The following is a 13578-nucleotide window of genomic DNA, read 5'->3' as shown; positions in this document are numbered from 1 at the left end:
GAGCTCAAATGTCGCCAATGTGGCTACACATGTCGCATCGACCGAAAAAATGACAAAAAAATGGCGGTTTGCTCAGGCTGAACGCTGCGTGCGGGCAAATTCGGTGGGGGTAATTCCGTAAAGATCCCGGAAGCACCTGGCGAAATAAGAGCCGCTTTCGAAGCCTACCCGATCGGCGGTTTCTAAACTGGTCAGGCCCTGACGTAACAGGTTCGTAGCTGTTTTGAGCCGGTAATTACGGACCAGTTCGATAGGCGACAGGCCGGTAAGGGCTTTCACTTTTCGGTGGAGATGGCCCCGGCTGATGGCCACCTGATCGGCCAGTTGTTCGATGGTAAATAATGGATTGCCCAGGTTGGCCTGCAACGTAGCATAGAGCTGCGTCAGAAAAGGGTCGGGCAGTGGAGCGGGTTGCGTTGCTTCAGACGGCTCGGCCTGCGTTAACTGCTGCCGGAGCCAATCGCGCTGCCGCCGACGCTGCTCCAGAAGGTTATGCACCCGCAACTGTAATTCCGCTACGTAGAACGGTTTCGTGAGGTAATCGTCGGCCCCCTGCGCCAGCCCTTCCAGCCGATTTTCGAGGCTTACTTTGGCTGTCAGCAGCATCACGGGAATGTGACTGGTGCGAACGTCGGTTTTCAGCTGGCGACAGAGTTCAAAACCATCCATCTGTGGACCGGACTGGACAGGCATCATTACGTCCGAAATGATCAGATCGGGGCCATGTTCCAGCGCCTGTTCCAGACCATCCTGCCCGTCAACGGCCCGTCGGACGTAGTAAGTGGCGGGTAGACTCTGGGTAATGACCCGCGCCAGTTCGTCATTGTCTTCCACCACCAATACGTTAATGGCTACGTCACTGACTTCAGTTTGATGAACGAAATCTGGTTCAGATGGCGGAGTTTGCATTTCGGCTTTCCGATAAGGCAGGGTTACAAAAAATGTAGTTCCTTCCTGCTCCCGGCTTTCAACACGAATTGTACCCTGCTGAAGAAGAACAAGTTCCTTTACCAGCGCCAGTCCGATACCCGTCCCTGGATTTTCGCTCTCCTTCGATTGGGCGGCCATTCCGGCTTGGGCTGACCCAGACCGCCCCTGATAAAAGCGGTCGAAGATGTGCGGAAGCTGATTGGCGGGAATACCGATTCCGGTGTCGGCAACGCGCAGTTCTACACCCTTATCCAGTTCGGTTAACGTAACGCTAATACTGCCCGTATGGGTAAACTTGAGCGCATTCGCCGTTAAATTATACACGATACGTTCGAGCTTGGCAGCATCGAACCAATGACTCCCCGCTACGTTCGAGTCAAACGTGAGCGTAATTCCCTGTGTCGTAGCGGCTTCCGTGAGCGGAAATAGCCAGTTGGCAATGCATTCGGTCAATTCCCCAGCTGACTCGTGCAGGGGCATTACGTTCGCTTCCAGCCGCGATAAATCCAGCAGTTGATTGATCAAACGTAGTAACTGATGCGCATTCTGTTCAATTGTCAGTAACCGACGACGCGTACGAGGTTCAGAATTTTCGCTCACGAGCTGTTCGGTAGGCGCCAGAATCAGCGTCAGTGGTGTTCGAAATTCGTGGGTGATGTTCGCAAAGAAACGGGTTTTCATGGCATTTGTTTCCCGCAGTTGTTCGGCTTCCTGCTGATTCAGCCGAACCGATTGCTGAAGTTTGATCCGGTTCACCCACAACCTCAGTAAGCCATAAATCAGGCCGAAAATGGCGATTGAATACAGTACGTAAGCCCACCAGGTTGCCCAAAGCGGGGGACGTATCGTGATGTCCAGCCGACGAACGTAGTGACTCCAGCGCCCCGATGTGTTCGAGGCATTCAGCAGTAATACGTAGTGATCGGACGGAAGATTGGTGTAGGTCGCCAGCGGCTGGTCGGTGATTTTCCAGGTTTCTTCCAGACCTTCCAGCCGGTAACGGTAGCGATTTTTGTTACGTCGGTTGAACTGTAAGGCAGCGAATCGGGCCGTAATAAAGTTCTGATTGTAAGGCAGGGTAATCTGCGTAACAGCCTGTATAGGCAGCGAATCCAGCAACGTAGCAGAAGCGGGTTCGTTGTTAATTTGCAGATCGGTCAGTTCAACAGGTGGCGCAAACGTATCCTGATCGATTCGGTTCGGATTGAAGGCCGTAATCCCTTCCAGCCCGCCCATCACGATGCGATTATCCGGAAGTTGAATGTAGTGATACCGATTAAATTCATCGGCCAGTATCCCGTCATCACGTGTGAAATTCCGGGTTGTAAACGTGCGTGTGTTAAATCGACAGATGCCTTTGTTCGTACCCAGCCACAACGCATCTTTCCCAACCGGAAGGACCGAATAAATGACATTGTTGGGCAAACCCTCCGTAACCGTAAACCGACGGCTTTCGCCCGTTCGTTTATCAAATGCGCACAGACCGCTACCAAACGTACCAATCCAGAGCCGGTTCGGGTGCTGTGGGTCAGGAGCCATTGAATACAGTACGTTGCTGCTCATCGAACGGACATTGCCAGGCTGGTTGGCATAATGCCGAAGTTGCCCGGTTCGCCGGTCGAGCCGCCAGAGACCCGTTCGATACGTAGCCAGCCAGAAAGCTGCGTCGTCGACGACGACCAACATGACCTGGCCTGTCTGCCGGACCGGAATGCGGAACGGCGACAACTGCCAGTTTGCCTGTGAATCACTGTATTGCCAGACTAAGGAATCATACACGGCCCACACCTGCCCCTGCGGATCGGTGGCTAACGGACAGGGAATCCCCTCGGTGTCTTTAGTCGAGAACGTAACGGGAAGCCGGAGCCGGTCGGTTGTTCGGGTTTGCCGATTGAGTCGATAGACGTCCGAACTACCCGCATTCCACCATAGGTTCTGCTGTTTATCCAGCGTGTACCGAAACAGGTAACTGCTCAGATTCTGCAAAACGCTTTGGGGTGGAAACTGTCCATAGAGCCCACCTAGCCAGTGCGGTGTCAGTAAATCGACATGAAAGGAATGATGGTAAGGGGCCGCCAGAAACGGATTGGGGCGTAAATCATATTTGCGGATTCCAGAACCGTTGGTACCTTCCCACAGTACGTCGGAGCGGTCGACCCACAGACTTAATCCCTCTTTTTGCCGTAGGTTCACATCCGGTTCCTGCTTCGTCAGAATTTGTACGCCTTCCGTTTTGGTGAAGCGACAAAGCTTGGTTGCCAGTTCGAAATAGATCGTTCCCCGACTGTCGGCAACAAAATGAAGACCATGCCACTTGTATTCCTGAACGGCTGGCATGGGATAAACATGACGCTGCCCCGTTTTTTGAATGCAGGTCAGGGCCTGATGGGTAGCCACCAGCAGTTCGCCCGTAGGCATGGCCCCAATGTCGTAAACTCTGCCTTCCGGTAATGCACTCGACAGGTTTGCCCCATTTCGATAGGGCTGAAATCGACGGGTTGTTTCATCAAAGCGATCCAGTCCACGGTCTGTACCGACCCAGATGGCCCCGTCGGTGGATTCGGCAATGCTGGTCACCAACGTACCACTTATGACGCCGGAAGAACCAGGCGAATGTTCATAACGCTGTGCCTGTTTAGTCGTCAGGTTGATGCAGATAAGGCCGGCTGGTTGCGGCAATACCATCCACAGGCGGTTCCGGCGGTCGATGTGGAAATGAGTGGGTTTCTGATTGCCCAGCCATTTTTTGTAAGCAGGCTGACGCGAAAAGTGCGTAAATCGTTCGGTTTTTGGGTCGACGATATCGATACTGTTGTCATCGCAGGTGATCCAGATACGTCCCCAATGATCCAGCGTCAGGTCATTGACGCCCGCAAAAGAGAGCGATGGGCGGCCATTCGGGTCAGGCTGGAACACTTTAAATTGCTGACCATCGTAGCGACATAGTCCATCGCGGGTAGCCACCCAGATAAACCCCTGCCGATCCTGTACGATGCCCGATACAAAAGCCTGGGGTAGTCCCTGACGGTCAGTAATGAGTTCGGATTGAGAAAACGGAGAGACCTGAGCGTGTATCGACTGAGCCATCAAAGTCAACAAGAGCACAAAACGGCCAATCGCGCGGGTCATCATATGGGTGAAAATTTCACCTGATAGCTATTAAGCTATAAAAGAGGCTGAAGAACGTAGCAGCTATGCTACACAATATAGGAACCAATCAGACACATACGGTAGACGCTATATTGATTTTTAAGTTTTACTCTTTTACGGTATGTTTCAAAGATCCAGATTCCATATCGCAGTTACATGAGTTTACCTTTTTTCTAAAAACAAAACCAAAAGTATCACGACTAAAAAAGCTGGCTTACTTGTCTCCCTACATTTAGTGGGGAGGATTTTAGTGTAGAGCTGTATCGTTTTTAAGTGTCATATTGGGGATTTTTGTCATCCTGATCATTTGTTGAGAATCAGTAGCGCGTAAGTACAGGGGCATTTTGTGAAGTAATGACTACGTATGGTTGCCGCACCTCAAAGACTGCCACTGGGCTAGCTTATTCATGTTGGGAAACTAAGGCTGAGCATTTTCATATTGCCGTTGATTTACATACTTTTTCAAGAAGTCTGCTTTATTGTCCCGATAAGAGGAAACAGCCCCAAGCTTGTACAAACTGTAGATGTACATCCAGGCAAAGTCTATCTGAAGCGGAAGAAAACCTGCCCGGGCACTACTTGGATACAGGTGGTGATTATTGTGCCATTCACCCGAAAAAAAGCCTGGTCGACTCTGGTTTATAGATAGATTCCGGCGGTCGAAATCGACACCTTCTACGTGTTTGACTTCGCCTTTTCCATGCCCTGTATAATTAAATGCGCGAACCAGAACGAACCAGAACATGGCTCCCGTAAACATAGAGCAGGCTAAACCATGACCACCTATCAGAAAAAACATTGCGTACCAGAACGACCAATTCAGTACCCATAGGCCAACCGTGTAATACGGACAGGCAACTGAACCCCAGTTCAGATACTTCGCATAATTATTTATCCGAATGCCCGTATGCTTTAGGAAACCAGAAGCCTTGGCAAATTCCTCTTCATTCAGATCTTTGGCAATACTCTGATGATTGACATCCGATAACATACAGTACATCAGGCCACCTCTCGCATTGTAAGGATCGCCGGGTTGATCTGATTTTGAATGGTGTACGTGGTGTGATACTACGTAAATCTCTTCAGGAAAGGTTCGCAGCACCAGATTTTGGGTGATGAATCGCCAGATCGGATGACTGAACGTATAGGCTTTATGAGTGCTGTACCGATGAAACCAAATAGTGGCATGGGTACTCATAATCAGGATACCATAGAGAAAGCCAATCGTAAATAATTGAATTGTAAAGTACTTGAAGAAAGCCAGCAGGGCGAAAGGAAGCAGGCAAACCGCCATCAGCCAACTCAGGGCGGAAACCCAGTTCTTTTTGGATTTAAAGACATTGATCCGGGAAAATGCCTCTTTATAGAGTTCTTTAGTCGTTGGGACAATTAACTCGCCCTGTTGATTACTCCATCCATAAGAAGGTTGTTGAAGAACTTTGTCAATAAATGCCATTATAGAAGCTGTAAGTAGGAAACTAAGTAGAAAATTAGGTTTAAGCAGGTGCAATACGCAGTGATTGTAACCCCTGGCCAGGCCAGGTTAAGGCACGGTTCAGCCCATCTTCTTGATGTCAGGTAATATGATGATTTCGGCTGTTATCCGGTTGGCATCAGCGATGGCTTTAGCAAATAGGGAGTGTCCTTTAGGGGTCATCAAAAATAATTGCCCACCACTCAATTGAGCTAATTGATGAAGTAGTTTCAGTTTAACGGTTAGATAATCCGTGTCCTTTGTTTTAAGAACGATTTCAAAATAGGATTTTTGGTCACCCTGTTGCCCGGTTACATCGGGGACAAATGACTGCCCATCCAATTGTCGTCCATAGCTAGCCGGCATTGTATAGTCAGCGGCATTGGCTTTAATAGCTGAATAACCCCTTAGTCTAACCCAGTCAATTACGTTCTGAATATAGGCCTGTTTGCTCATAGAACCGACAAAATAAATTAGTCTATCATTGGAGCTTAACGCCTTCGTTAAGCTTGTTCTCCGCTCGTAATCGCCCTCAGAACCAGCTAGTCAAAATGATTGACAGGTTTGGAGTGTGAGGACGTAATGGATGCTTACCGATTAGCCTGGTCAACAATCGGTAGCCGTAAACTGAGGAATCAAATCTGTTCGTTTTGCTGCTTGCTCGTAGGTCAGGTACAGCACGGTTTTAGGCATATTGCGAACCAAATATGGTTTTTTACCTGCTTCTATAACTTGGTGGGCAATTCGTTGACGATCTTTTGCTGTTAGTTTTTGCATCGAATGAATAGAATGGGAGAACGTGTTACCAGTAGCATTTTGACTAGCGAATAAGGATGATACATGCCTACAATCGCTCGTACTGTGAATTGTGTCGATTTTTTACCGCCACAGTTAATCAATGTCGTGTAAAAATACTACTTGATGTGTTAGTACACACTATTGGATTGAGTAAGTAATACCAGTCGGTTTTATAAGCAAGCCCACTGCATGAGAATGAGCTACCTACAGACATTACTTACTTGTTGAGCTGATGAATAGAGCGACATGGATGACGGTTCAGTGAATACAACCGCCAGTTTGTCTAAATGGAGAGCGTATCCGGGTGAAAGTAAAACCCTGGTGATCTAGTAAGTTAACGTAGGTAGAGGTCAACTATTGCTTGGCTATTGATAGTTGATAAACTTACCTGCTGATAAACAATTAACTAAGCTTTCGAATGTCAAAAGCGCTTAGTCCCTTTGGGGTGTTTTCAACTTGGAAACTAACTTTATCATCCAGGTGAACCTTATCGATAAGTCCACTTTTATGGAAAAATATAGCCTGCTGGGAATGAGCATCTTTGATAAAGCCGTATCCTTTTGATTCGGTATACGAGTTGATAACACCTTCTCGGGTAGTCCGTTCAGCAACCTTCTCTTGTCTGCTCACACTGATCGCGATCTCATCAATGGATACTTCTTTCTTGCGCTGCAGGTCAGGGGGCGTATGGGTCAGGTTGCCATTCTCATCAACATAGGCCAGCATGGTAGCCAGGCTCTGCCCTTTGGTTGGATTGGCTTTACGCTCTTCTTTCTTCTTCTCTTTATCTTTTCTTTTTTTATCTCTGGCTTTTTCCTTCTCTTTTTTAGAAAATGTTTCTTGCGATCTACCCATTGATATAAGGTTTAGTAAACGATTAGCGTAATTTTTCCCACTAAAGGCTAGGGCAAAAACGATGTGGGCTGAAACAGTCGAAACCTGGATACCTGTTTCGATTGATTCAGCCCACATTTGCAAGTATAACCCCTGAGCTACTGAATAAGTTGCGTGCCTGGTTTAATTACTAATCAATAGGGATTAGTCAAAGGAGCTGTTTGAACGCCCTAAACGCCCTATACGTACCGGGTGTGCCCTTAAGTTGTCATTGGGATTGACTTTACTAATCTGCTTAGGGTCTGTACCAATGGTTTAGGTCGTTCCGATTTATGAATCAACACGTGCTGGATAACAATCTGCTTTAAAGGTGTTCCATACACCAACTATTTAGCAGTAGGATGAATTTGACAATACTTGATTCAGGGGGGCGGATTATCGATTAATATAATATGGACTTGACTTATTAGGGCTATGGTTTCAGGGCATTATATTCTTTGTTACTCACTGGCTGCAACCAAGTCACTCGCCCTGTTGCAGTGTTAGGCGTAATGGCAACCTGCATAAACCCGACTGTTGGTGATGCACCATGCCAATGCGGTACGTTCGAGGGGCATTTCACCGCATCGCCCTTTCTCAAGATTTGGATAGGCTTCCCCCGCTCCTGATAGTAACCAATGCCACCCATCGCTAGCAGCACCTGACCACCCGCGTGGCTATGCCAGTGGGAGCGTGCCCCCGGCTCGAAGGTCACGTAGCCAACTGGGATATTGAAGTCACTGTCAGGCTCAATTAACTGCTGTACCCAGACAATTCCTGTAAAATTACTAGCTGGAGCTCGCTGTCCTTTAGGGAAAATAGCACTTGTATCCCTTACGCTTTTCCCAAGGGTTTGGGCTTTTGTCTTAAAAGAGGCTAAACTAATCAGCAGGATGGCAAAAAGGCTTGCTACTATTGCTTCGTTTTTCATTGGGTTGACTTAGTAGGTTTCGGTCTTTTCCCCTCAATTTTCTCACCGCCTTGACGATATAGCCTGCACCAAGACCGTTCGTCCAGCTTCGGCCTCCGCTTTACCGACAGCAGTTTCGATTAGGGAGAGTGCTTGCTTCAGTTGCTCTTCAGTCAGGCCAAGGTGTAGACAGATGCTCAGGTGACTTTGCAGCATGGGTTCGACACCCCCTATACTAGTTAGCACAGAAATGGTGGTCAGTTCCCGATCAGTATAGCTGAACACGTCACGCTCAAATAAATCGGCAAAAAGATGCTCTTTCAGAAAAACGTCAATCTCAGGGCTGAAGGCCGAATACCCGCGCTTCGGCCCGGTTTCTGGCTGTCCGGTGAGTTGTTCGAGTACTTTTTTGCCGCGCTCATATTTAGGTTCGCTAGTAGTAATCGACGAGGCATCCTTACCCATTTTATCAGTAATGCCTTTTTTCTTTCGCTCGTCCAGTACCGTCATAAACGTCTGTAACCCACGAATACTTCTTGGAAATCCACAATAGGCATATAAATGGACTAACACTTCCTTGATTTCGTTAACGGTTAATCCCGCATCAAGACCCGCGTTCAATGCTGGCATCAGTTTTTGAAGATTTCCTGTAGCAGCGAGGGAGGAAATGACAACGATATTTTGCTGCTTTGGCGATAAAGGGCCTGGTTGACTCATCCGGTTTTGCGCATTGAGTTGGTTGAACGTAATAAAACAACCGACTATCATAACACTGAAAATAGCTCGCATACATTTGGTTAAACACATTAGTTCAGTCCAGCTTTTTCTCCTTTAAAAAATCACTCAACAAGGCTGCAATCTGAAGATTATTGAGGTCGGAAAAAGGAAAGTGAGTATTGCCTTTTATGCCTGTTTCAGGTAGGTGAACTACTGTAGCCTTACCACCGTGTTTGTTGATCGTCGCAGCCCATATTTTTGCCATCTCCAGTCCGGCACGCCAGTGATCTTTATTCCACACAATGGTTGGCTCTTTGGCAATGTTATCACCATAGTAAATCATGATCGGAATACGGGTGAGCTTTTCGAAATCTGACAAGGGTACCTCAACGCCTTTCAATTCGCCAAAAAGGCTTGCTGATTGGATGGGTTTAGGTAATTCACCCACAGGGAAAACGAAACTACTGAATGGTTCGTAGGCGACGACTGCTTTTACCTTTTCGTTTTTTATCGCCGTAAACCAGCCCGGACCTCCGCCCTGAGAATGAGTTATCAAGATACCATCTCCAATTCGATCAAATAATTGGGAGCAGGCCGTTGCGATAAGATTCACGTCAAAATTCCCCGTGTTGGGTGTCATCTGCCTGAAAAACTGCTCTAGTGCAGCGGTGTCCCTGGGAAACTGACTACCGTCAAAATAATCCGGATAATTACCAATCCTGAACTGAGTAAACCAGAACTGTTCATCGGGCGTGGGCGCAAGCGATGAAGCGACCGTACTTTTGCCCGCTTCGCCACGCCTGGGCTGATCAAGCAAATAAACCCCAAACCCACGGCGGAGAAAGATCGTCTGAAAGCCTTCCCGCCCATCTGGAGTTGATTCCCATGTTTTTTTGGACTCGGCGGCTCCGTGCAGGAAAACCAGTGGATATTTACGGGCTTTGGGTGGAATCTGATAAAATACATAGGCATGATCGCCATGAAGGGTTTGCCCCTGGGGTTTTAACGCATTCGTCAGATTAAATTTTCCGGGCTCAGAAATAGTCGTCCCACCAACCATGAAACTGCCCTGCTGTTGAATGGTCAATAAACTCGTTCTCTGGTTTGCGGTGTTCCTGGCACAAGCCGACATGAATAGCGTTAGTACGACTACCAGCAGAACGGCATATTTTTTCAGTTTCATGCAGTCAGTTGAATCAATAAATCATCACACTACCTGTAATCCCACCTATACCGTAGCCAGATTGAACGGCAGCTTACGAATGCGTTTGCCTGTCAGATCGAATATGGCATTAGCCAGAGCTGGAGCAAACGCTGGCAGACCCGGTTCGCCAACACCACCGGCCGGTTCGTCATTGTCCATGACATACACATCAATGGGCGGAATATCGTTGATGCGGGGAAGTTGATACGAGTAGAAATTTTTATCGACGGGCACGCCATCCTTGAACGTCACCTGATGCTGTGTAGCCGCCCCTAACGCCATAACGATTGATCCTTCCACCTGCGCTTTGATGGTATCCGGATTGACGTACCAGCCGCAATCCATAACAGCCCAGACATGATCGATTTTTAGTTTCCCATCCTGGCCTTTTGATACTTTTACTACGTGCCCGACGGTACTGGCAAAACATTCGGTAATCGCCATGCCGTAGCCTTCACCCGGTTTGCGAGTCTTCCAGCCTGATACGTCGGCCAGTTTATCGAGTTGACGGTGCAACCGCTCGTCCGGTAGGTGCTCCCGACGAAAGGTCATTGGGTCCTTCCCCGCTTCATGAGCCAGTTCATCCATGAAACTTTCGTAAGCAAAGCCGTTAGTAGACGCATACACCGACCGCCACCACATTGTCGGGATAGGAGTTTCAAACGGTACGTCGGCAATACTCAGGTTTTTGATGCCATCCGCATAGGGTTTCAGGAAGCCTTCCGAAGTACTACGGTTAGCTTTGTCTTTCGGACCTCCGCGCCAATGGTCATTGTTTTGCCCGGCCATGCGCAGCTTGAAGGCATTTATTTTACCGTTTTCGACGACACCTTCGCAGCGGTACGAGATACCGGGTCGATACGGGCCTTGAGTCGCGTCATCCTCCCGAGTCCAGACCACCTGAACCGGTGCCTTTATTTCTTTTGAGATTACCGCAGCTTCATGCGGATAATCCATAAATGCTTTACGGCCAAATCCCCCGCCCAGAAAGGTCATGTGGACAATTACTTTTTCACGGTCTAGTCCCATTTCTTTGCTGATGGCATCCTGCACCCACTCGGGCGCCTGTATAGGTCCCCAGATTTCGAGTTTATCATCCTGATAGTGCGCTATGCAATTCAACGGTTCCATGCAGGCGTGGTATTGGTAAGGCGTCTCGTAGACAACGTCAAGCTTTTTAGTCGCCTGGGAAATAACGGCTGATGCATCGCCCTGCTGTTTGAACGATAGTCCCTCCTGTGTTTGAAGTGCTTGTTGTTGCCTTTTAAAAATCTCGTCAGTGCTTAGGTGCTCAAATCCACTATCGTCCCATTCCACTTTCAGCGCTTTCTTGCCCTGCAAGGCGGCCCAGGTCGAAGTGGCCACTACCGCAACACCTTCACGATACGTATTGAAAACCAACATTTTGGTCTTAAACACGTGTTTGACGCCGGGTATTTTCCGGGTGGCGCTGTCGTCGAAATTCTTAACTTTACCACGCAGGCGGGGGTTGCGTTCCACAGTAGCGTAGAGCATACCCGGAATCTCTTTGTCCAGTCCAAACGTAGCAGTGCCATTGGTTTTTAGTTTAGTATCCTGACGTAGTAGTGGCTTGCCAACGAGCTTGTAGTCAGATCGTTTTTTCAACGTAACGTTTTTAGGCGTCTCCAGCTTCATGGCATCCGCTACCAATTCCCCGTAATGGAGTCGTTTAGCCGTTGGCCGGTGAATAACCTGCCCTGCTTCGGCATAACAGTCTGAGGATGGTACGTTCCATTTAGTCGCGGCAGCCTGGATCAACAGTTGGCGGGCGGTAGCGCCAAGTGTCAATAAATTCTTATACGAACCACGTACCGTTGAACTTCCCCCGGTGACCTGATTGCCGTATTTTTTATTGTCCCCTTTGGCAAAGACGATGTTCACCTTGTCCAGATCGACCTCAAGTTCTTCGGCAACCATCTGGGGAATGGCCTGATAAACACCCTGTCCCATTTCGGCCCGATGCGAGAAGATAGTTACCTTGCCCGATGGTTCGATATGGATCCAGGCATTCATTTCAACACCAAAACTATCGGCTTCAGCCGCGTTTATGATTTCGGCTTCTTCTGCATTTGTAGGAATATAAATCCCCAGCGACAGCGCCAGCCCGGTCAGGCTTGAGGCTTTCAGGAAATTTCGTCTGGATACGGTTGGCGTGTTCATAGTTTTAATGCTGAAGTAGTTTACCGTTTAGGGGGGCATAGGCGCCTGTTTTGATCCAGGTCGTCCAGGCTTTTTTAAATTCATCGTGGCTCAATGGAGGAAGCGAACGTCCTTCTCCGGGATTCCAGCCTGCCAGCACCAGGCCATCGTCGGCGTGTTCCAGTAGCTTTTCCATAGTCTTGTTCCCATTCTGTTTGGGATCAACCAGTTGTTTGGCCAGTTGGTGGGGAGTACGACCCTGAAAAACCATACGCATCGTCGCAGGGGGCAAATGCCAGTCTGGATTTCCGGGTGGCGTATGCAGACCCGGCGAATTGGTCGGCTGATGGCAATTGGCACATTTCATGGCATACAGCCCCTTGCCATCGCTCCCCCGACGTGGAGCCATCGTGTGCAGATGGTTATCATCGCCTTGTAAGGGTATGTCGCCCGAGGGATGACAGTTCATACAGCGCGGACTCATCAGTACTTTATAAACGCTGGCAAAGGCTTTGACCGATGCCACACTATCTTTCCTGATAGGAGCAGCGGCTGTTTCAATACGTGTCAGCGTCGTGTCAGATCGTTCTGTATCAGGGATGAACGTAGCAGCCATAATAGCCGTCATCGACAGCAGAATGGCCAGGAGATAGACTGTTTTTACCGACATAGATGGATAGCGTTCGTTTTTCAATACGTTCAATTTCCTTACGTATCGGTTGGTTATTCGTTTTTGCCAACCTTCTGTTCGGCGCCGGCGGCTAAGTGAATCGCTTTGCGAATGCGGGGATACGTACCACATCGGCAAATATTACCTGCCATAGCCACGTCGATATCCGCGTCGGTCGGATTGGGATTCTCCCGCAGCAGTACAGCGGCCGACATAATCTGCCCGGAGTGACAATAGCCACACTGTGGTACGTCGATTTGCTGCCAGGCTTGTTGCAGGGGGTGGTCATTATTCTGGGAGAGTCCTTCAATGGTGACCACCTTCTGGCCAGCGGCCCGGCTCACTTTAGTGACACACGAACGTACGGCCTCCCCGTTCAGATGGAGGGTACAGGCACCACACTGGGCAACGCCACAGCCGTACTTGGTCCCTTTTAGTCCCACTACGTCCCGGATAGCCCACAGCAGGGGCATCTGCGGATCGACATCAATCGATTGCTCGTTGCCGTTGATCGTCAGCTTAATAATTGCCATAGCGTTAATGCGTTGTAAAGCCATCCAGTTGGCTGTTGTTAGCTTAACAACAGTTTATACTTACGGCATGTTTATCCTATTGATTGTCAATGTTCCTACAGGATCGACTTTGGGCCAGATGTGTCCTCGTTCGGATTCAACGTGATCGTGTTTTCTATT

General features: G+C 48.7%; 11 protein-coding genes. All 11 read right to left on the bottom strand.

Annotated elements, in window-relative coordinates; all coding sequences use genetic code 11:
• Positions 1–72: 72 nt before the first annotated feature.
• Positions 73–4062 (bottom strand): hybrid sensor histidine kinase/response regulator transcription factor, encoded by a 3990-nt coding sequence (locus IC229_RS13045; protein WP_190887421.1) that lies wholly within the window; start codon positions 4060–4062, stop codon positions 73–75.
• A 436-nt stretch (positions 4063–4498) separates the two neighbouring features.
• The gene (locus tag IC229_RS13040; RefSeq protein ID WP_190887420.1) at positions 4499–5536 is read right to left on the bottom strand and encodes a fatty acid desaturase; all 1038 of its coding nucleotides are present in this window, start codon (positions 5534–5536) and stop codon (positions 4499–4501) included.
• Positions 5537–5635: 99 nt separating this feature from the next.
• The gene (locus IC229_RS13035; RefSeq protein ID WP_190887419.1) at positions 5636–6010 is read right to left on the bottom strand and encodes a hypothetical protein; all 375 of its coding nucleotides are present in this window, start codon (positions 6008–6010) and stop codon (positions 5636–5638) included.
• Positions 6011–6160: 150 nt separating this feature from the next.
• Entirely contained in the window at positions 6161–6331 is a 171-nt protein-coding gene (locus tag IC229_RS13030) for a hypothetical protein (RefSeq protein WP_190887418.1), read from the bottom strand.
• A 423-nt stretch (positions 6332–6754) separates the two neighbouring features.
• On the bottom strand, positions 6755–7324 hold the full coding sequence (locus IC229_RS13025; RefSeq protein WP_317171565.1) for a cold shock domain-containing protein: 570 nt from the start codon (positions 7322–7324) through the stop codon (positions 6755–6757).
• Positions 7325–7658: 334 nt separating this feature from the next.
• Positions 7659–8156, bottom strand: coding sequence for a cupin domain-containing protein (locus tag IC229_RS13020; protein ID WP_190887417.1), 498 nt, complete (start codon positions 8154–8156; stop codon positions 7659–7661).
• A gap of 42 nt (positions 8157–8198) precedes the next feature.
• Positions 8199–8924, bottom strand: coding sequence for a carboxymuconolactone decarboxylase family protein (locus tag IC229_RS13015; RefSeq protein WP_190887416.1), 726 nt, complete (start codon positions 8922–8924; stop codon positions 8199–8201).
• 22 nt (positions 8925–8946) lie between these two features.
• Complete coding sequence (locus IC229_RS13010) at positions 8947–10035, bottom strand: alpha/beta hydrolase (protein WP_190887415.1); 1089 nt, start codon at positions 10033–10035, stop codon at positions 8947–8949.
• A 45-nt stretch (positions 10036–10080) separates the two neighbouring features.
• Positions 10081–12237, bottom strand: coding sequence for a xanthine dehydrogenase family protein molybdopterin-binding subunit (locus tag IC229_RS13005; RefSeq protein WP_190887414.1), 2157 nt, complete (start codon positions 12235–12237; stop codon positions 10081–10083).
• 4 nt (positions 12238–12241) lie between these two features.
• Entirely contained in the window at positions 12242–12886 is a 645-nt protein-coding gene (locus tag IC229_RS13000; protein ID WP_190887413.1) for a hypothetical protein, read from the bottom strand.
• Between the two features lie 53 nt (positions 12887–12939).
• A complete protein-coding gene (locus tag IC229_RS12995; RefSeq protein ID WP_223833975.1) occupies positions 12940–13419 on the bottom strand; it encodes a (2Fe-2S)-binding protein in 480 nt (159 codons plus the stop codon).
• Positions 13420–13578 lie beyond the last annotated feature (159 nt).

The sequence above is a fragment of the Spirosoma profusum genome (assembly GCF_014699005.1).
Lineage (GTDB): Bacteria > Bacteroidota > Bacteroidia > Cytophagales > Spirosomataceae > Spirosoma > Spirosoma profusum.
The sequence above is the reverse complement of the archived record's forward strand: the minus strand, read 5'-3'. Positions and strand labels throughout refer to the sequence as shown.

Bases quoted from the DNA above. Each gene is read 5' to 3' on its own strand.
- IC229_RS13045 (WP_190887421.1), bottom strand. From the start codon at position 4,062: ATGATGACCCGCGCGATTGGCCGTTTTGTGCTCTTGTTGACTTTGATG.
- IC229_RS13040 (WP_190887420.1), bottom strand. From the start codon at position 5,536: ATGGCATTTATTGACAAAGTTCTTCAACAACCTTCTTATGGATGGAGT.
- IC229_RS13035 (WP_190887419.1), bottom strand. From the start codon at position 6,010: ATGAGCAAACAGGCCTATATTCAGAACGTAATTGACTGGGTTAGACTA.
- IC229_RS13030 (WP_190887418.1), bottom strand. From the start codon at position 6,331: ATGCAAAAACTAACAGCAAAAGATCGTCAACGAATTGCCCACCAAGTT.
- IC229_RS13025 (WP_317171565.1), bottom strand. From the start codon at position 7,324: ATGTGGGCTGAATCAATCGAAACAGGTATCCAGGTTTCGACTGTTTCA.
- IC229_RS13020 (WP_190887417.1), bottom strand. From the start codon at position 8,156: ATGAAAAACGAAGCAATAGTAGCAAGCCTTTTTGCCATCCTGCTGATT.
- IC229_RS13015 (WP_190887416.1), bottom strand. From the start codon at position 8,924: ATGCGAGCTATTTTCAGTGTTATGATAGTCGGTTGTTTTATTACGTTC.
- IC229_RS13010 (WP_190887415.1), bottom strand. From the start codon at position 10,035: ATGAAACTGAAAAAATATGCCGTTCTGCTGGTAGTCGTACTAACGCTA.
- IC229_RS13005 (WP_190887414.1), bottom strand. From the start codon at position 12,237: ATGAACACGCCAACCGTATCCAGACGAAATTTCCTGAAAGCCTCAAGC.
- IC229_RS13000 (WP_190887413.1), bottom strand. From the start codon at position 12,886: ATGTCGGTAAAAACAGTCTATCTCCTGGCCATTCTGCTGTCGATGACG.
- IC229_RS12995 (WP_223833975.1), bottom strand. From the start codon at position 13,419: ATGGCAATTATTAAGCTGACGATCAACGGCAACGAGCAATCGATTGAT.